Here is an 18,369-nt window from a genome sequence, read left to right as displayed (position 1 = left end):
TCCGGGATCGCAAATGCTTAGCGCAACAGAATATAGATAGACTCATTGCCACGCATAACCTGCAGGGCAATCACAGCCGGTTTACTTTCCAGCAGCTTGCGCAGTTCAGCAATGGACTGCACGCGATTACGGTTTACACCAATGATAACGTCATCCTGATGCAATCCGGCCTGTGCGGCAGGGCTGCTCTTCTCAACGGTGTCGATGGTGATCCCCTTCGTCCCGTCTTTCAACTGCCCGTCGCTCAACGTAGCCCCCTGCAGCGCTGGAGCGATAAGCTCCGCACTGGCGGAGGAAGAGGTGCTCTTATCCAGCGTCACTTCAACACTGAGCGGCTTGCCGTCGCGGATCAGGCCCAGCTTCACTTTGGCGCCGGGTTCGGTTGTGGCAATCCGCGAGCGCAGTTCTGCAAAGCTGCTCAGGGGTTTATCGTTCAGGCTGACAATCACGTCCCCCGACTTCACGCCCGCTTTTGCCGAGCCGGAGTTTGGCAGCACTTCACTGACGAACGCCCCGCGCTGCACGTTAATATTGAACGCCTTCGCGATATCCGCGCTCATCTCCATTCCTTTGATACCCAGCAGCCCACGTTTGACCTCGCCGAACTGGATGAGCTGCTGCGCCAGGGTTTTGGCCATATTGCTCGGAATAGCAAAACCGATCCCAATGCTGCCGCCCCCCGGGGCCAGGATCGCGGTGTTGATCCCAATCAGCTCACCGTTAAGGTTGAGCAATGCCCCTCCGGAGTTCCCGCGGTTGATTGAGGCATCGGTCTGGATAAAGTTTTCCAGCCCTTCCAGATTCAGGCCGCTGCGGCCCAGCGCCGAGACGATCCCGGACGTCGCGGTCTGTCCTAAACCAAAGGGGTTGCCCACGGCGACGGCAAAATCACCGACGCGCAGTTTGTCGGAATCCGCGATGGCAATCTGGGTTAGATTGCTGGGGTTTTGCACCTGCAATAGCGCGATGTCGCTCTGGTCATCGCCGCCAATAAGTTTGGCATCAAACTCGCGGCCATCATTAAGCAGAACACTGATTTTATCGGCCTGGCTGATGACATGGTTGTTAGTCAGAATATAGCCTTTGGCTGCATCAATAATGACGCCTGAACCCAGGCCTTCAAAAGGCTGAGCCTGCTGGTCGGGAGCCTCATCGCCAAAATATTTTTTCAGTTCTTCAGGGACGCGTTGGCTTTGTACGGCCGTGCCCTCAACCTGTACGCTAACGACCGCCGGCAACACTTTTTCCAGCATGGGGGCGAGGCTTGGAACGGCCGCTTGCCCGGGCACCTGGGAGGGAATGGCGGCCACGACGGGGAAGGACGCCGAGAGAGATAACCCGACACTTAACGCAATAGCGCTCAACAGCTGGTTTTTTTTCTTCATCGATGTTGACTCTCGTAACCTGGAATAAAGGAAAAACGGCCCCAAAAACACGTTGATGTTATTGAATTTTAAACCGCTGAACAATGAGGTGTTTAACTAAATGATAGCTGGGGTCATGAAGAAAGGACGGGCGCAAACGCTGCGCCCGTAAAATAAATTCAGGTTGTGCGATTAATCGCGTTTTACACCGCCGCGCAGCAGGCCGGACGCGCCATCTGAATAGTCGCGAGGCATCTGGACAGGGGCCTGATCGTTACCGGCTTCAGAGTCTGCCAGACGGTTGCGGAACGGGTTGGTTTCCGCCGTCATTTCCGGCAGCAGGCTGCTGGAGCTTTTGGCCATATGTTGATACAGCTGACGATAGTCGGTCGCCATGTTGTCCAGCAGCTCGGCGCTACGGGCAAAGTGGCTGACCAGTTCTTCACGATACTCTTCCAGCTCGGCTTTGTTCTTTTCCAGTTCGTACTGCAGTGACTGCTGCTGACGCAATTTGCGGTTACCGAAACGCATGGCCACAGCACCAATGACGATGCCGACGACTAAACCGATTAGCGCATATTCCCAGGTCATGAACTTCTCCCGTTGTCTTGTTGTTCCGTAGGGTGTTGGCTCGGCTCCTGCCTGTGCCTGATAATGCCACTATAACCGCTATTTCCGCAGAAGTGGAATCCTGACGTATCATCGCGTAGTGTAGAACGGCCTTTTTTTCATCAGTCACGCCTGCTGATGAGCGTTAATTGAAGGAATAACAATAAGATTATGCAAAACCTGTCCCCTGCATCACGATATCAACTGGCCCTTAACGAGGGCACGCATCAGCCGGATGACGTTCAACGTGAGGCGGTGAGCCGTCTGGAGATGATATATCAGGAGCTCACGGCCAGACCCGCTGAAACAGAGCAGAGCAGTGGGCTAAAGGCGGCGTTTGGGCGGTTACTCGGTAAAAAAGCGCCACCAGAGCACACGCCGGTGCGCGGTTTATATATGTGGGGCGGTGTCGGGCGGGGAAAAACCTGGCTGATGGATCTGTTCTATCTGAGCCTGCCGGGGTCGCGTAAACAGCGTCTGCACTTCCATCGTTTTATGCTGCGGGTGCATGAAGAGCTGACGGCGCTGCAGGGTAAAAGCGATCCCCTGGAGATTGTGGCCGACAGATTCAAGGCGGAAACGGACGTGCTCTGCTTTGATGAGTTTTTTGTCTCTGATATCACCGATGCCATGCTGTTAGGCGGCCTGATGAAAGCGTTATTTGCCCGCGGGATTACGTTGGTTGCTACCTCGAATATCCCGCCGGACGAGTTGTACCGCAATGGCCTGCAGCGGGCTCGCTTCCTGCCTGCGATTGACGCCATCAAGCAGCACTGCGACATCATGAACGTGGATGCCGGGGTGGATTACCGCCTGCGCACGTTGACCCAGGCGCACCTGTGGCTTTCACCGTTAAATACCGAGACCACCCGCCAGATGGACAAACTGTGGCTGGCGCTGGCGGGGGCAAAACGCGAGCATGCCCCGGAACTTGAGATTAACCATCGCCCGTTACCCACCCTCGGTGTTGAGAACCAAACGCTGGCGGTCTCCTTTACGACGCTCTGCGTTGATGCCCGCAGTCAGCATGACTACATTGCGCTTTCGCGTCTGTTCCACACCGTGATGGTGCTGGATGTTCCGGTGATGACCCGGCTGATGGAGAGCGAAGCACGGCGCTTCATTGCGCTGGTGGACGAGTTTTATGAGCGTCACGTCAAGCTGGTGGTCAGCGCCGAGGTACCTTTATATGAGATCTACCAGGGGGAGCGGCTGAAGTTTGAGTTCCAGCGCTGCCTCTCGCGCCTGCAGGAGATGCAGAGCGAGGAATACCTGAAGCTTGAGCATATGCCATAATAAATGCCACCCTCTCCCTGTGAAGGGGGACTTGTAGGCCGGGTAAGGCGCAGCCGCCACCCGGCATTTTCCACCGCCTCGAAAAACCCAATTTGAATCACATTTAAGGGTCGATCTTTGACCTCAACTTCTCTATAATCTTGCGACCCCACGTTACGAGAAGGTTTTTTTCCCGAAACTTTCTATGTGTCGGCATGAGCTATTCGAAGGGGTAGGTTTGCCGGACTTTGTCGTGTGAACCTCAACTGACTAAACGTTTGGGTGTTCACCAACGTGTAACTTATTATTTGGGTAAGCTTTTAATGAAAACTTTTACAGCTAAACCAGAAACCGTACAGCGCGACTGGTATGTTGTTGACGCGACCGGTAAAACTCTGGGCCGTCTGGCTACTGAACTGGCTCGTCGCCTGCGCGGTAAGCATAAAGCGGAATACACTCCGCACGTTGATACCGGTGATTACATCATCGTTCTGAACGCTGATAAAGTTGCTGTAACCGGCAACAAGCGTACTGACAAAATGTACTACCACCACACCGGCCACATCGGTGGTATCAAAGAAGCGACCTTTGAAGAGATGATTGCCCGCCGTCCTGAGCGTGTGATTGAAATCGCGGTTAAAGGCATGCTGCCAAAAGGCCCGCTGGGTCGTGCTATGTTCCGTAAACTGAAAGTTTACGCAGGCAACGAGCACAACCACGCGGCACAGCAACCGCAAGTTCTTGACATCTAATCGGGATTATAGGCAATGGCTGAAAATCAATACTACGGCACTGGTCGCCGCAAAAGTTCCGCAGCTCGCGTTTTCATCAAACCGGGCAGTGGTAAAATCGTTATCAACCAGCGTTCTCTGGAACAGTACTTCGGTCGCGAAACTGCCCGCATGGTAGTTCGCCAGCCGCTGGAACTGGTTGATATGGTAGAAAAACTGGATCTGTACATCACCGTTAAAGGTGGTGGTATCTCCGGTCAGGCAGGTGCGATCCGTCACGGTATCACCCGCGCTCTGATGGAGTACGACGAATCCCTGCGTTCTGAACTGCGTAAAGCTGGCTTCGTTACTCGTGACGCTCGTCAGGTTGAACGTAAGAAAGTGGGTCTGCGTAAAGCACGTCGTCGTCCACAGTTCTCCAAACGTTAATCCATTCTGCTTGCGCAGAACGATTGGCGAAAAACCCGCTTCGGCGGGTTTTTTTATGGATAATGCGCAGGTTATCCACAATATCAATGCATATATCTTCTCTTTTTCCACATTTCCAGAAACGCTCACCACAAAGTCATCAAAATCTGGTAAACTATCATCCAATTTTCTGCCCAAATATCGGTGAATACTCGCTTTTTGTTCGATTATTGAACAATGTGTTTTCTCTGGGATGGGCGATACAACATCTGGCTGGCCCCTGTTGGGCCGGTAGCAGTAAAAATTCTGAATATACCTGGAGGTTTTCATGGCTGTCGCTGCCAACAAACGTTCGGTAATGACGCTGTTTTCTGGTCCTACTGACATTTATAGCCATCAGGTTCGTATCGTGCTGGCCGAGAAGGGTGTCAGTTTTGAGATCGAGCATGTGGAAAAGGATAACCCGCCTCAGGATCTGATCGATCTCAACCCGAGCCAAAGCGTACCGACGCTGGTGGATCGCGAGCTGACCCTGTGGGAATCCCGTATCATTATGGAATATCTGGATGAGCGTTTCCCGCATCCGCCGCTGATGCCTGTTTACCCTGTTGCGCGTGGTGAAAGCCGCCTGTACATGCAGCGTATCGAGAAAGACTGGTACTCGCTGATGAACGTGATTACCAGCGGTTCCGCTGCGGAAGCTGACGCTGCGCGTAAGCAACTGCGTGAAGAGCTTCTGGCTATCGCCCCTGTGTTTGGCCAGAAACCGTTCTTCCTGAGCGATGAGTTCAGCCTGGTGGATTGCTACCTTGCGCCGCTGTTGTGGCGTCTGCCAACCCTGGGTGTTGAATTCAGCGGCCCTGGCGCCAAAGAGCTGAAGGGCTACATGACTCGCGTCTTTGAACGCGACTCTTTCCTGGCATCTTTAACTGAACCGGAACGTGAAATGCGTCTCGGCCGAGGCTAATGACTGTGGAAATGTCACAACTCACCCCACGCCGTCCGTATCTGCTGCGCGCCTTCTATGAATGGCTGCTGGATAACCAGCTCACGCCGCACCTGGTAGTGGATGTGACGTTGCCGGGCGTGCTGGTTCCAATGGAATACGCACGCGACGGACAGATCGTGCTGAATATTGCGCCGCGAGCAGTGGGTAACCTGGAACTGGCCAACGACGAAGTGCGCTTTAACGCGCGTTTTGGTGGCGTGCCGCGTCAGGTATCGGTGCCGCTGGCTGCCGTGCTGGCTATCTACGCGCGTGAAAACGGTGCGGGTACCATGTTCGAGCCGGAAGCGGCTTACGATGAAGACGTTGCCAGCCTGAATGATGACGATACCGCCGGGGAGCGTGAAAGCGACACGGTCATGTCCGTTATTGACGGTGACAAACCCGATCACCAGGATGATAACGATCCGGATGACGATCCGCCACCGCGCGGGGGGCGTCCTGCTCTTCGCGTTGTAAAATAAAAACAGGCCCAATCGGGCCTGTTTTTTTACACTTCCAGGTAGTTCAGTATTCCGTCTGCCGCCTTACGGCCTTCGGCAATCGCCGTCACCACCAGGTCGGAACCGCGAACGATATCACCACCGGCGAAGATTTTCGGGTTGCTGGTCTGGAACGCGTTATCGCTGCCTTCTGGCGCAATAATACGGCCCTGCGAATCCAGCTCGACGCTGTGCTTCGCCAGCCACTCCATGCTGTGCGGACGGAAACCGAACGCCATGACGACGGCATCGGCCGGGATCACATGCTCAGAGCCCGCCACAATCTCCGCACGACGGCGGCCTTTGGAATCCGGCGCGCCCATCTCCGTACGCGCCATCTTCACGCCGCTCACTTTTCCGTTGGCATTCACTTCAATACCCAGCGGCTGGATGTTGAACTGGAACTCGACACCCTCTTCACGCGCGTTTTTCACTTCGCGTTTGGAGCCAGGCATGTTCTCTTCGTCACGACGATAGGCGCAGATTACGTGTGCCGCATTCTGACGAATAGAGGTACGCACGCAGTCCATCGCGGTATCACCCCCGCCCAGCACAACCACGCGTTTACCTTCCATGCTGACGAAAGGCTCATCGGCTGTTTCGCCATAGCCCATAATCTGTTTAGTGTTGGCGATCAGGAACGGCAGCGCGTCATAAACGCCCGGCGCGTCTTCGTTTTCCAGACCACCACGCATGGACTGATAGGTGCCCACGCCAAGGAAGACGGCGTCGTAATCTTTCAGCAGGTCGTCGAGCTGCACGTCGCGGCCCACTTCTGTGTTCAGTTTGAACTCAATCCCCATGCCGGTGAAGATTTCACGGCGGCGGGTCATGACCTCTTTTTCCAGCTTGAAGGCCGGGATCCCGAAGGTCAGCAGACCGCCGATCTCCGGGTGACGGTCAAAGACCACCGCCTTCACGCCGTTGCGGGTCAGGACGTCCGCACAGGCCAGGCCCGCCGGGCCCGCGCCGATAATCGCCACGCGCTTGTCGGTCTGCTTGACGCCGGACATATCCGGACGCCAGCCCATCTCGAAGGCTTTATCGTTGATATAGCGCTCGATGTTACCGATGGTCACCGCGCCAAACTCGTCGTTCAGCGTACAGGAGCCTTCGCACAGACGGTCCTGAGGACACACGCGGCCGCACACTTCCGGCAGGGTGTTGGTCTGGTGAGACAGCTCGGCGGCTTCAAAAATACGCCCCTCGTTGGCCAGCTTCAGCCAGTTCGGGATGTAGTTATGTACCGGACATTTCCACTCGCAGTAAGGGTTACCGCAGGACAGGCAGCGGTCTGCCTGTGCTTTGGCCTGGCCTTCTGAAAACGGCTCATAGATTTCTACAAATTCAATTTTACGGATCTTCAGCGGTTTCTTTGGCGGATCAACACGCTGCAGGTCGATAAACTGGTATACGTTCTGGCTCATCTGAATTCCTTACTGCGCCTGCACACGCAGCTCTGCTGCGCTACGACTACGGTGACCCAACAGGGCTTTAACATCGCTGGACTTCGGTTTAACCAGCGCGAATTTTGCAGAGAATGCTGGCCAGTTCGCCAGGATCTCTTCGCCGCGCGAAGAACCGGTATGCTGCACGTGTTCGGTAATCAAACCGCGCAGGTGTTCTTCGTGGATGGCCAGCGTATCAACGTCCAGTACTTCCACCAGTTCCGGGTTCACGCGTTTGCGGAACTCGCCGTCTTCATCCAGGACGTAAGCAAAACCGCCCGTCATGCCTGCGCCAAAGTTCACGCCGGTTTTACCCAGGACGCAAACAATCCCGCCCGTCATATATTCACAACCGTTATCGCCAATGCCTTCCACCACGGTGATGGCACCGGAGTTACGCACCGCAAAACGCTCGCCCGCACGGCCTGCAGCGAACAGACGACCACCGGTCGCGCCGTACAGACAGGTGTTACCGATGATGCTTGCCTCATGGCTGCGGAAGGCAGAACCCACCGGAGGACGCACCGCCAGCAGACCGCCCGCCATGCCTTTCCCGACGTAGTCGTTGGCGTCGCCGGTCAGGTATAGCTCAACGCCACCGGCGTTCCACACGCCAAAGCTTTGACCCGCGGTACCGCTGAAGTGCGCGGTAATCGGATCTGCCGCCAGCCCCTGGTCACCGTGCGTCTGCGCAATGTAACCGGAGAGGGACGCACCCACAGAACGGTCGGTGTTGCGGATATCAAACCAGAACGTTTTGCTCTGCTTGTCATCCACGTACGGTTTCGCCTGCTGCAACAGCTGCGCGTTCAGCACGCCGTTATCGAACGGCGGGTTGTTCTCGGTGCAGTAGACCGCTTTGCCAGGGTGTGGCTGCGCGGTTTCCAGCAGCTTGCTCAACTCCAGCTTCTGCTGCTTCGCGGTGAAGCCTTCCAGCTCTTTCAGCAGGTCGGTACGGCCAATCAGGTCTACCAGGCGCTTCACGCCCAGCTGCGCCATCAGCTCGCGGGTTTCACGGGCGATGAAGTCAAAGTAATTAGTCACTTTGAACGGCAGACCATGGTAGTGGTTCTTACGCAGCTTCTCGTCCTGGGTTGCAACACCGGTTGCGCAGTTGTTCAGGTGGCAAATACGCAGGTATTTACAGCCAAGCGCAACCATTGGGCCGGTACCGAAACCAAAGCTTTCCGCACCCAGAATCGCCGCTTTGATAATGTCGAGGCCGGTTTTCAGGCCACCGTCCACCTGCAGACGGATCTTGTGACGCAGACCGTTAGCCACCAGCGCCTGCTGGGTTTCCACCAGGCCCAGTTCCCACGGGCAACCCGCATATTTCACGGAGGAGAGTGGGCTTGCACCGGTACCACCGTCGTAACCGGCGATGGTGATGAGGTCCGCATAGGCTTTCGCCACGCCGGTGGCGATGGTGCCAACGCCCGGTTCGGAAACCAGCTTCACGGAGATCATCGCTTTCGGGTTGACCTGTTTCAGGTCGAAAATCAACTGCGCCAGATCCTCGATAGAGTAAATATCGTGGTGTGGTGGCGGAGAAATCAGCGTCACGCCCGGTACGGAGTAGCGCAGTTTGGCGATGTACGGCGTGACTTTATCACCCGGCAACTGACCGCCTTCACCCGGTTTTGCACCCTGAGCGACTTTAATCTGAATGACATCGGCGTTGACCAGGTACGCTGGGGTGACGCCGAAGCGGCCGGAGGCCACCTGCTTGATACGGGACACTTTGTTGGTGCCGTAACGCGCCGGATCTTCACCGCCTTCACCGGAGTTGGAATTGCCGCCAATGCTGTTCATGGCTTCCGCCAGCGCTTCGTGGGCTTCCGGACTCAGCGCGCCGATGGACATCGCCGCGGTATCAAAGCGTTTGAACAGTTCAGATGCTGGCTCAACCTCGTCAATGCTGACCGCTTCATCACCCGGATTGAGGGCCAGCAGGTCACGCAGCGTCGCCGCCGGACGGTTGTTCACCAGCTCAGCATACTGCTGATAATCACTGTATTCGCCGCTCTGCACCGCCTGCTGCAGCGTGCGCACCACGTCCGGGTTATAGGCATGATACTCTCCGCCGTGAACGTATTTCAGCAGACCGCCCTGATCCAGCGGCTTACGTGCCAGCCATGCGCGTTTCGACAGGTTCACCAGATCCTGCTGGAAGTCAGCAAATCCGGCTCCGCCGATACGGCTGACTACGCCCTGGAAGCAGAGGTTTGCCACGTCGTTATGCAGACCGACCGCTTCAAACAGCTTCGAACAACGGTAGGAGGCAACGGTCGAGATGCCCATTTTGGACATGATTTTGTACAGACCTTTATTGATGCCGTTACGGTAGTTCAGCATCACTGTACGGTAGTCTTTGTCGATCGCGCGGGTGTCCACCAGGCGGGCCAGCGTTTCGTAGGCCAGATATGGGTAGATCGCCGTCGCACCAAAGCCTAACAGCACGGCAAAGTGGTGTGGGTCGCGAGCGCTGGCGGTTTCAACAATGATGTTGGCGTCGCAGCGCAGGCTCTTATCGACCAGACGCGTCTGGATAGCACCCACCGCCATCGGCGCAGGCACCGGCAGACGGTTTTTCGCGATATTACGGTCGGACAGCACCAGCAGTACGGTACCGTTACGTACCATCTGTTCGGCTTTGTCACACAGCGCATTCACCGTCTCTTCGAGGCTCGCGTCGTTCACGTCGAAGGTAATATCGAGCGTGTCAGCGCGGTAGTGCTCCTCTTTCATGGTGGTGAGCTGTTTGAAATCGGAATACAGCAGGATCGGCGATTTAAAGGTCAGACGGTGCGCCTGGCCTTCGGCCTCGCAGAAGACGTTCATCTCACGACCAATGCTGGTGGCCAGCGACATCACGTGTGCTTCACGCAGCGGGTCGATTGGCGGGTTGGTGACCTGCGCGAACTGCTGACGGAAATAGTCATAAATGATACGCGGCTGGCTGGAGAGCACGGCAAACGGGGTATCGTCACCCATCGAGCCGACCGCTTCCTGGCCGTTTTCACCGAGCACGCGGATAACCGAGTCCAGCTCTTCCGCGCTGTAGTTAAACTGCTTCTGGTAGCTGGCGAGGGTATCGTCGTCCAGCTCGCGGCTGCCCACTTCTTCGTCCGAGAGATCTTCAAACGGCACCAGACGACGCACGTTTTTCTCCATCCACTCTTTGTACGGATGGCGGCTTTTCAGGTCGTTATCGGTTTCGGCGGAATGCAGAATGCGCCCAACGCGAGTGTCGATAACCATCAGTTCGCCTGGACCGACGCGGCCTTTCTCAACCACTTCGTCAGGCTGGTAATCCCAGATACCGACTTCAGAGGCGCAGGTGATGAGCTTATCTTTGGTGATGACGTAGCGGGCCGGACGCAGGCCGTTACGGTCCAGGTTACAGGCGGCAAAACGACCGTCGGACATCACGATGCCCGCTGGGCCGTCCCACGGCTCCATGTGCATGGAGTTAAAGTCGAAGAACGCACGCAGCTCTGGATCCATATCCGGGTTGTTCTGCCAGGCTGGTGGCACGAGCAAACGCATGGCGCGCACGATATCCATCCCGCCCGCCAGCAGCAGTTCCAGCATGTTGTCCATCGAGCTGGAGTCGGAGCCGGTTTCGTTCACGAACGGCGCGGCATCGTGCAGGTCAGGGATCAGTGGCGTCTGGAACTTATAGGTACGGGCGCGGGCCCACTGGCGGTTACCGGTAATGGTGTTGATTTCGCCGTTGTGCGCCAGATAGCGGAACGGCTGCGCCAGCGGCCAGCGAGGTACGGTGTTGGTGGAGAAGCGCTGGTGGAACAGGCAAATGGCCGATTCCAGACGCAGGTCCGCCAGGTCCAGGTAGAAGCGCGGCAGGTCAGCCGGCATACACAGACCTTTATAGATATTCACCAGGTTCGAGAGGCTACAGACGTAGAACTCTTTATCGTCCTGGAGACGTTTTTCAATGCGGCGACGGGCGATAAACAGACGGCGTTCCATATCACGTGGACGCCAGCCCGCAGGGGCATTGACGAAAATCTGTTCAATACGAGGCAGCGAGGAGAGGGCGATTTCACCGAGCACCCCTTCGTTGGTAGGCACATCGCGCCAGCCGACAATAGACAGGGTTTCACGCTGAAGTTCTTCTTCGACGATGTGGCGCGAAGCGGCAGCTTTTTCAGGATCCTGGTTCAGGAACAGCATACCGACAGCGTAGTTTTTGGCTAAACGCCAGCCGCGCTCTTCCGCCACGATGCGGAAGAAACGATCGGGTTTTTGCAGCAGCAGGCCGCAACCGTCGCCGGTTTTACCATCGGCAAGGATGGCGCCACGGTGCTGCATTCGGGCCAGTGCGTGAATAGCAGTACGCACTACCTTGTGGCTAGGTTCGCCTTCTATGTGGGCGATCAGGCCGAAACCACAGTTATCCTTCTCAAGGGATTTATCGTACAACATATCAGTGAACCTCCCCAGGCTCGTCGGGCTTCTCTCTGAACGTAACCGTGGCGCACAGGCGCAGAAAGAGCATGGCGACGGGGTTTGCGTTTCATACGCGGACCTCGTATTCGCCCTCTTTTTCATCCTTTCGCGCAGGTAAACAAGTTTGAGGACTTGCTTCAGAGGGAATCTCAATTACTGCATAAATATGATGAGCAGGCCGCTCATCCAGAAAGCTTCCAGCGGATTTCCAACTTATCGGGAATTGGTACACAGGTCAAATGGCAATCTTATTTATACAAAAATGTGCTAAAGGTAAGTTATCTGTTTGTAATTAAAGGCAATTTAACTAATTTTACATTGAATGAATGCCCTTGCAGGGCATAGCGGAGTGTGATCTGACTCACTATCTGAAAGCGGTATTATCAATGCAGCATGCTGAATAGCGGTTTTTTAACAGAATATTACGCTGCTGAGGGGGTTAAACCCGCATAAAGTCACTGTTTTTCAGAGGTGGCGCTATAAATGAAAAAAACAATCAGAACATAAGGAAAAGTAATCACGGCTGGCGTGAATGAAATTGCAGTAATCCTGAGTAGTTATTCATATAGATAAAAGCCGTCCAGGGCGATTGATCCAAGTCATCGCCGACAGAGGCTAAAAGTGGCAGGCTTGTCCCCTTTCTCCGGGACGGTCTATCAGATTATGCAGTTACAGAAATTAGTCAATATGTTTGGTGGGGATCTTTTGCAGCGGTACGGGCAAAAGGTTCACAAGCTGACGCTGCATGGCGGGTTTAGCTGCCCAAACCGGGACGGGACGATCGGGCGCGGGGGCTGCACGTTCTGTAACGTTGCGTCATTTGCAGACGAGGCCCAGCAGCATCGCTCTATTGCCGAACAGCTTTCTCATCAGGCGAGTCTGGTAAACCGCGCCAGACGCTATCTGGCCTATTTTCAGGCCTATACCAGCACGTGGGCGGAAGTCCAGGTGCTGCGCGACATGTATCAGCAGGCTGTCAGCCAGGCCAGTATTGTCGGGCTCTGTGTGGGTACGCGGCCGGACTGCGTACCGGATGCGGTGCTGGATCTGCTTAGCGAGTATAACGATCAAGGCTACGAGGTTTGGCTGGAGCTGGGCCTACAGACCGCGCACGACAAAACTCTGCACCGTATCAACCGTGGTCATGATTTCGCCTGCTACCAGCGCACTACCCGTCTTGCCCGTGAGCGCGGGTTGAAAGTCTGCTCGCATCTGATTGTCGGGTTGCCTGGTGAAGGGCAGCGGCACGGCCTGGAGACGCTGGAAAAAGTGGTGGAGACCGGCGTGGACGGTATCAAGCTGCACCCGCTGCATATCGTGAAGGGCAGCATTATGGCCAAAGCCTGGGAAGCCGGGCGCTTGAACGGTATCGAACTTGACGCCTATACGGTGACGGCGGGGGAGATGATTCGTCACACGCCGCCGGAGATTGTCTACCATCGCATCTCTGCCAGCGCCCGCCGCCCAACGCTTCTGGCACCCTTGTGGTGCGAGAACCGCTGGACGGGGATGGTGGAAATTGACCGCTATCTTCAGGAAAACGGCGTGCAGGGTTCGGCTCTGGGGCGCCCGTGGGTTCCCCGTCTACCGGCGACGGCCGCCTAACAGGCTCCCCAGCATGCCGCGCACTATCTGATTAGTCACCTGCCGCGCAGCGCTCTTCGCCATGGTTTGTACCACGCCGTCGCGCTTACCGCCGCGCGGCCCGGTGCTCCCAAACAGGATATCTTTGAGCCCACCGAGAATACCGTCATCCACCGCCACCGACTGCCCTTTAGCGGCAGGAGCATCCTGCGATTCCGTTGTCGCCTGGACCCCTTTTTGCAGCATCTCAAACGCGGATTCCCGATCCACCTCGTCTTCATACTTCCCGTACACCGGGGAGTGGTTAATCAGGCCGTTGCGTTCATCGTCCGTCACCGGTCCCATCCGCGAACAGGGAGCGATCACCATCGCGCGTTCCACCACGGACGGGCTGCCCTTCGCATCCAGGAATGAGATCAGCGCTTCACCGGTGCCTAACGCCTGAATAGCGGCTTCGGTATCAAAAGCCGGATTGGCGCGCATGGTTTGCGCAGCGGCTTTCACCGCTTTCTGATCTTTCGGCGTAAAGGCGCGCAGGGCGTGCTGAACGCGGTTACCAAGCTGGCCAAGCACGTTATCCGGGATATCAGACGGGTTTTGCGAAACAAACCAGACGCCGACGCCTTTAGAGCGGATCAGGCGAATGACCTGTTCAATCTTGTCCAGCAATATCTGCGGCGCATCGTTGAACAGCAGGTGCGCTTCGTCGAAGAAGAACACCAGCTTTGGTTTTTCCAGATCGCCTGCTTCGGGCAGTTGTTCGTACAGCTCGGAGAGCATCCACAGCAGGCTGGCGGCGTAAAGCTTCGGCATCTGGTAGAGCTTCTCTGCACTGAGGATATTGATAATGCCTTTGCCGTTACTGTCGGTGCGCATCCAGTCTTTGATATCCAGCATAGGCTCGCCGAAGAAATGCTCAGCCCCCTGTTGCTCAAGCGTCAGTAACCCGCGCTGAATGGCCCCTACCGACGCGCTGCTGATATTGCCATACTGGTTCTGGAAGGATTTCGCGTTATCGCCAATGTACTGAGTAATGGCCCGCAGATCTTTAAAATCAAGCAGCAGCAGACCCTGGTCATCGGCAATGCGGAAGATAATATTCAGTACCCCGGACTGGACGTCGTTAAGGTTCAGCAGGCGGGCGAGCAGTAGCGGGCCGAGATCGGAGACGGTGGCGCGCACCGGGTGGCCTTTCTCACCGAAGATATCCCATACGACCATCGGGTTGCCGTGTGGCGTCCAGTCCGTGATGCCAATATTCTTCAGCCGTTCGAGCAGTTTTTCTGAGGCGGTACCCTCCTGAGCCACACCGGTTAAATCGCCTTTCACGTCAGCCATAAACACCGGTACGCCGATCTCTGAAAGCGACTCCGCCAGCTTTTGCAGGGTCACGGTTTTCCCCGTCCCGGTGGCGCCGGTGATCAGGCCGTGGCGGTTCGTCATGGCGGGCAGTAAATACAGCTCTTTTTCCAGCGTCCGGGCAATTAACAATGGTGTACTCATGATGCGCTTCCTCTCGTAGTCCTGGGTGGAGTATAGGCAACCTGACGGCAAAAGGGATGAGTAAATTCCTGAGTTTGCGGCGCATTATCCAGCGCGGACTATGCTTTTGCATACGGTTCACAAAATAGTGGGAAACTATGTCCAGATTCTTCTTTAACGACCGCAAACAGCTGGTCAACGATGCCATTGAAGGCATACTGCTCTCTGCGCCCCATGCAAATCTCGTCAAGCTTGATATCGATCCGGCCATCAGGATTGTCGCGCGCGGCGACTGGGACAAAAGCCGCGTAGCGGTGATCTCCGGTGGTGGCTCAGGACACGAACCCGCGCATGCCGGATTTGTTGGCAAAGGCATGCTGACGGCGGCGGTGTGTGGCGATCTGTTTGCCTCGCCGAGCGTGGATGCGGTACTCAATGCCATCGTCGCCGTAACCGGCGATCGCGGCTGTCTGTTGATCGTCAAAAACTACACCGGCGACCGTCTGAACTTCGGCCTCGCGGCGGAAAAGGCCAAACGTTACGGTCTGAAGGTGGAGATGGTGATTGTAGCGGATGACATCGCGCTGCCGGATAACAAGCAACCGCGCGGTATTGCCGGCACCGCGCTGGTGCATAAGATTGCGGGCTATGCGGCGGAGCTCGGGAAATCGCTGAGTGAAGTGCGGGAGATCGCGCAACAGGCCTGCGATAACCTCTGGAGCCTGGGCGTTGCAATGCAAACCTGTAACCTGCCCGGCAGCGAGGAGGAAGAGGGGCGCATTAAGCAGGGCCACGTCGAGCTGGGTCTGGGCATTCACGGCGAGCCCGGGGCGTCCGTGGTGGATACCCAAAACAGCAAAGCCATTATCGACACGCTGGTCACGCCACTAAAAACAGAGGCGGGTGAGGGGCGCTTTGCAGTACTGATTAACAACCTCGGCGGCGTATCGGCGCTGGAGATGGCGTTGCTGACGAAAGAGCTGGCGCACTCGGCGCTGAAAGAAGAGATCGCGTACCTGATAGGTCCCGCGCCACTGATAAGCGCCCTGGACATGAAGGGCTTTTCGCTGACGCTGCTGAAGCTCAACGATTTCTTCGAAAAGGCGATTCACGCCGACGTCGAAACGCTGGGCTGGCAGAAACCCGTGGCGTTTGCGCCATTGCGCACCGTTGAGCACAGTGCCATTCATGACCGCGTGGAATATACCCCTTCGGACAATCCGCAGGTGGGAGAGTGTGTTTCCTCAGTGACGCAAACGCTGATCCAGCTGGAAAATCGCCTCAACGCGCTGGATGCGAAAGTGGGAGATGGCGACACCGGCTCCACCTTTGCGCAAGGTGCACGGGATATTGCGCAGCGTCTGGAGGAGAATACCCTCCCGCTTAATGATGTCTCTACGCTCCTGTTACTGGCAGGCGAGCGGCTGGCCACGGTAATGGGCGGATCGAGCGGCGTATTAATGTCGATCTTCTTCACCGCGGCCGGGCAAAAGCTGCATGACGGACAATCGCTCCCGGAGGCATTGCTCAGCGGGCTGGCGCAGATGAAGCAGTATGGCGGGGCGGATCTCGGCGATCGCACGCTGATCGACGCGTTGCAACCGGCGCTGGAGGCTTTACAGAAAAAAGATCTTCAGGCTGCGGCGCAGGCGGCGCAGCAGGGGGCGGAGGCAACGGCGAAAATGGTAAAAGCGGGTGCGGGACGTTCGTCGTACGTGAATAAAGAGAATCTGGATGGCGTAATGGATCCGGGGGCGGTGGCTGTCGCGGAAGTCTTTGCGGCACTGGCTCGGTAGTCGAAAAAGCCCGGTGGCGCTGCGCTTACCGGGCCTACAAAAACGAACCCTGGCCGGGTAAGGCGAAGCTGCCACCCGGCACTATCACATCAAAAATCCGCTTTTAACACCACGCGATAACGGGCTTTGCCGTCGCGCACGTGCTGGATGGCTTCGTTGATTTTCGACATCGGGTACAGTTCGGTGGTCGGTGCCACTTTGGTGCGCCCGGCGAACTTCATCAGTTTGCGCAACTCGTACGGCGTACCGGTCGCAGAGCCGGATACGCTACGATCCCCACCGATCAGGGTAAACGCCGGAACCGGCAGCGGCTTCATCACCGCACCCACGGTGTGGAAGTTACCGCCGTAGGCCAGGGCTTCAAAATACGGTTGCCAGTTAAGATCCACGTTAACGGTGTTAATGATCAGATCAAACTGACCCGCCAGCGCCTTCAGCGCGTCCGGATCGCGGCTGTTAACGACTTTATCCGCCCCCATCGCCAGCACTTCCTGTTCTTTCGCCGGGTTCGAGCTGAATGCCGTTACTTCGCAACCCATCGCGTGCAGCAGTTTGATGGCGATATGCCCGAGGCCGCCAATACCGATGACGCCCACGCGGCTGGTGGCAGTGATATGGTGCATCAGAAGCGGTTTGAAGACGGTAATACCGCCGCACAGCAGCGGACCGGCGGACTCAATATCAATGTTGTCCGGCAGCGGAATGACCCATTGCCAGTCGGCGCGCAGCTTCTCGGCAAAACCGCCTTTGTTCAGAATGGTGGGAACAGCGCCTTCGAGACAGTTGATCTGATTCCCGCTGATACAGGCGTCGCAGTGCCCACAGCTGCGTGCTGTCCAGCCAATGCCCACGCGCTGGCCAACTTTCAGCCCTTTGTCCTGCGCAGCGCTACCGAGCGCGACAACACGGCCAATGACTTCGTGCCCGGCAACCAGTGGATAGCTTGAAAAGCCCCATTCGTTGTCGATCATCGAGAGATCCGAGTGGCAGATCCCGCAGTAATCAACCTGTACCTCGACGTCTTCTGCTTTTAGAACGCCTGCATCGTACTCGTACAGTTCAAGTTCTGCACCCGCCTGCGGTGCGGCGTAGCTTTTTATCTTCGACATCGTGTTTCCCCCGTTGTGGTGTGAACTGAGAGTGTAGAGCATTCAGTTAACCACCGTTTAACAGAAGAGGGCAGCAAAAAGGTTTACAGCGTTTTCAACATCCTGACTTCGCAATCGACATGCCCGGTGCAGCCCAGCGGTGCATCAATATGCTCAAAGCCCAGATGTTCATACAGGCCTATGGCCTCTTTGAGGAAGGCGGTTGTTTCGAGGTAACAGCGGGTAAAACCCTGTTTGCGCGCGTGGTCCAGGGCAAGCAGCGCCAGCTTTTTCGCCAGGCCTTGTCCGCGAACGGACGGCAGAAAATACATTTTTTGCAGTTCGCAGATATCCGGCTCGCTGCAGCTGAGGGGCGCTACGCCGCCGCCGCCGACGACCTGGCCGTTCTGCTCGATGACCCAGTAAGCATGCCCCGGCTGGCTGTACAGCTGAAACAGTTCGTCCAGATTCGGGTCGGCAACCGTGTAGCCTTTATCGGCCGTCAGGCCATATTCGGCAGAAACCGTGCGGATGACGGCGGCGATAGCCGGGTTGTCCTGCACAGCGATCCGACGCATCGTCGTCGCGACGGGAGTGATCACGCTCATAGCATTACTCATTAC

The 18,369-nt window shown here is 56.4% G+C and carries 14 protein-coding genes; 7 read left to right on the top strand and 7 right to left on the bottom strand.

Annotated features, from left to right (window positions below; all coding sequences use genetic code 11):
• Positions 1-17: 17 nt before the first annotated feature.
• Positions 18-1,385, bottom strand: a complete 1,368-nt coding sequence (degQ, locus tag C1N69_RS20340) for a serine endoprotease DegQ (protein WP_025756671.1) — start codon at positions 1,383-1,385, stop codon at positions 18-20.
• A 171-nt stretch (positions 1,386-1,556) separates the two neighbouring features.
• Positions 1,557-1,955 carry a Z-ring associated protein ZapG gene (gene zapG / locus C1N69_RS20335; RefSeq protein ID WP_008502832.1) on the bottom strand — a complete coding sequence of 133 codons (399 nt, stop codon included), beginning with the start codon at positions 1,953-1,955 and terminating at the stop codon, positions 1,557-1,559.
• A gap of 189 nt (positions 1,956-2,144) precedes the next feature.
• Here zapG and zapE point away from each other — a divergent pair, with 189 nt between their 5' ends.
• The 5 genes from zapE (at position 2,145) to sspB (ending at position 5,857) form a co-directional block, all read left to right on the top strand.
• Positions 2,145-3,269, top strand: coding sequence for a cell division protein ZapE (gene zapE, locus C1N69_RS20330; RefSeq protein ID WP_047959553.1), 1,125 nt, complete (start codon positions 2,145-2,147; stop codon positions 3,267-3,269).
• 302 nt (positions 3,270-3,571) lie between these two features.
• Entirely contained in the window at positions 3,572-4,000 is a 429-nt protein-coding gene (gene rplM / locus C1N69_RS20325; RefSeq protein WP_003860434.1) for a 50S ribosomal protein L13, read from the top strand.
• Positions 4,001-4,015: 15 nt separating this feature from the next.
• The gene (rpsI, locus tag C1N69_RS20320; RefSeq protein ID WP_003860436.1) at positions 4,016-4,408 is read left to right on the top strand and encodes a 30S ribosomal protein S9; all 393 of its coding nucleotides are present in this window, start codon (positions 4,016-4,018) and stop codon (positions 4,406-4,408) included.
• Between the two features lie 307 nt (positions 4,409-4,715).
• Positions 4,716-5,354, top strand: a complete 639-nt coding sequence (gene sspA / locus C1N69_RS20315) for a stringent starvation protein SspA (protein WP_025756674.1) — start codon at positions 4,716-4,718, stop codon at positions 5,352-5,354.
• 5 nt (positions 5,355-5,359) lie between these two features.
• Entirely contained in the window at positions 5,360-5,857 is a 498-nt protein-coding gene (gene sspB / locus C1N69_RS20310) for a ClpXP protease specificity-enhancing factor (protein WP_025756675.1), read from the top strand.
• A 26-nt stretch (positions 5,858-5,883) separates the two neighbouring features.
• Here the strand turns inward: sspB and gltD are convergent, their stop codons facing one another.
• Together gltD and gltB are read right to left on the bottom strand one after the other, a co-directional pair.
• Positions 5,884-7,302 (bottom strand): glutamate synthase subunit GltD, encoded by a 1,419-nt coding sequence (gene gltD / locus C1N69_RS20305; RefSeq protein ID WP_155031793.1) that lies wholly within the window; start codon positions 7,300-7,302, stop codon positions 5,884-5,886.
• Between the two features lie 9 nt (positions 7,303-7,311).
• A complete protein-coding gene (gltB, locus tag C1N69_RS20300) occupies positions 7,312-11,772 on the bottom strand; it encodes a glutamate synthase large subunit (protein WP_094919370.1) in 4,461 nt (1,486 codons plus the stop codon).
• A gap of 687 nt (positions 11,773-12,459) precedes the next feature.
• Between gltB and mnmL the strand changes: the two genes are divergently transcribed.
• A complete protein-coding gene (gene mnmL, locus C1N69_RS20295) occupies positions 12,460-13,401 on the top strand; it encodes a tRNA modification radical SAM protein MnmL/YtqA (RefSeq protein WP_104556610.1) in 942 nt (313 codons plus the stop codon).
• On the opposite strand, the gene C1N69_RS20290 is transcribed toward mnmL, so the two are convergent.
• Positions 13,381-14,883 carry a helicase HerA-like C-terminal domain-containing protein gene (locus C1N69_RS20290; protein WP_155031792.1) on the bottom strand — a complete coding sequence of 501 codons (1,503 nt, stop codon included), beginning with the start codon at positions 14,881-14,883 and terminating at the stop codon, positions 13,381-13,383. The two genes, mnmL and C1N69_RS20290, sit on opposite strands and share 21 nt — an antisense overlap.
• A gap of 137 nt (positions 14,884-15,020) precedes the next feature.
• Between C1N69_RS20290 and C1N69_RS20285 the strand changes: the two genes are divergently transcribed.
• A complete protein-coding gene (locus tag C1N69_RS20285) occupies positions 15,021-16,658 on the top strand; it encodes a dihydroxyacetone kinase subunit DhaK (protein ID WP_155031791.1) in 1,638 nt (545 codons plus the stop codon).
• An 89-nt stretch (positions 16,659-16,747) separates the two neighbouring features.
• On the opposite strand, the gene ahr is transcribed toward C1N69_RS20285, so the two are convergent.
• Together ahr and C1N69_RS20275 are read right to left on the bottom strand one after the other, a co-directional pair.
• Positions 16,748-17,767 carry an NADPH-dependent aldehyde reductase Ahr gene (gene ahr / locus C1N69_RS20280; protein ID WP_155031790.1) on the bottom strand — a complete coding sequence of 340 codons (1,020 nt, stop codon included), beginning with the start codon at positions 17,765-17,767 and terminating at the stop codon, positions 16,748-16,750.
• Between the two features lie 83 nt (positions 17,768-17,850).
• On the bottom strand, positions 17,851-18,354 hold the full coding sequence (locus C1N69_RS20275; RefSeq protein ID WP_025756681.1) for a GNAT family N-acetyltransferase: 504 nt from the start codon (positions 18,352-18,354) through the stop codon (positions 17,851-17,853).
• Between the last annotated feature and the right edge of the window lie 15 nt (positions 18,355-18,369).

Source organism: Enterobacter sichuanensis, assembly GCF_009036245.1.
GTDB classification, from domain to species: Bacteria; Pseudomonadota; Gammaproteobacteria; order Enterobacterales; family Enterobacteriaceae; genus Enterobacter; species Enterobacter sichuanensis.
The sequence above is the reverse complement of the archived record's forward strand: the minus strand, read 5'-3'. Positions and strand labels throughout refer to the sequence as shown.

Excerpts from the sequence above, each read along its gene's own strand:
- rplM (WP_003860434.1), top strand. The coding sequence starts at position 3,572 with ATGAAAACTTTTACAGCTAAACCAGAAACCGTACAGCGCGACTGGTAT.
- degQ (WP_025756671.1), bottom strand. The coding sequence starts at position 1,385 with ATGAAGAAAAAAAACCAGCTGTTGAGCGCTATTGCGTTAAGTGTCGGG.
- C1N69_RS20285 (WP_155031791.1), top strand. The coding sequence starts at position 15,021 with ATGTCCAGATTCTTCTTTAACGACCGCAAACAGCTGGTCAACGATGCC.
- gltB (WP_094919370.1), bottom strand. The coding sequence starts at position 11,772 with ATGTTGTACGATAAATCCCTTGAGAAGGATAACTGTGGTTTCGGCCTG.
- rpsI (WP_003860436.1), top strand. The coding sequence starts at position 4,016 with ATGGCTGAAAATCAATACTACGGCACTGGTCGCCGCAAAAGTTCCGCA.
- sspA (WP_025756674.1), top strand. The coding sequence starts at position 4,716 with ATGGCTGTCGCTGCCAACAAACGTTCGGTAATGACGCTGTTTTCTGGT.
- C1N69_RS20290 (WP_155031792.1), bottom strand. The coding sequence starts at position 14,883 with ATGAGTACACCATTGTTAATTGCCCGGACGCTGGAAAAAGAGCTGTAT.
- mnmL (WP_104556610.1), top strand. The coding sequence starts at position 12,460 with ATGCAGTTACAGAAATTAGTCAATATGTTTGGTGGGGATCTTTTGCAG.
- ahr (WP_155031790.1), bottom strand. The coding sequence starts at position 17,767 with ATGTCGAAGATAAAAAGCTACGCCGCACCGCAGGCGGGTGCAGAACTT.
- gltD (WP_155031793.1), bottom strand. The coding sequence starts at position 7,302 with ATGAGCCAGAACGTATACCAGTTTATCGACCTGCAGCGTGTTGATCCG.
- zapE (WP_047959553.1), top strand. The coding sequence starts at position 2,145 with ATGCAAAACCTGTCCCCTGCATCACGATATCAACTGGCCCTTAACGAG.
- C1N69_RS20275 (WP_025756681.1), bottom strand. The coding sequence starts at position 18,354 with ATGAGCGTGATCACTCCCGTCGCGACGACGATGCGTCGGATCGCTGTG.
- zapG (WP_008502832.1), bottom strand. The coding sequence starts at position 1,955 with ATGACCTGGGAATATGCGCTAATCGGTTTAGTCGTCGGCATCGTCATT.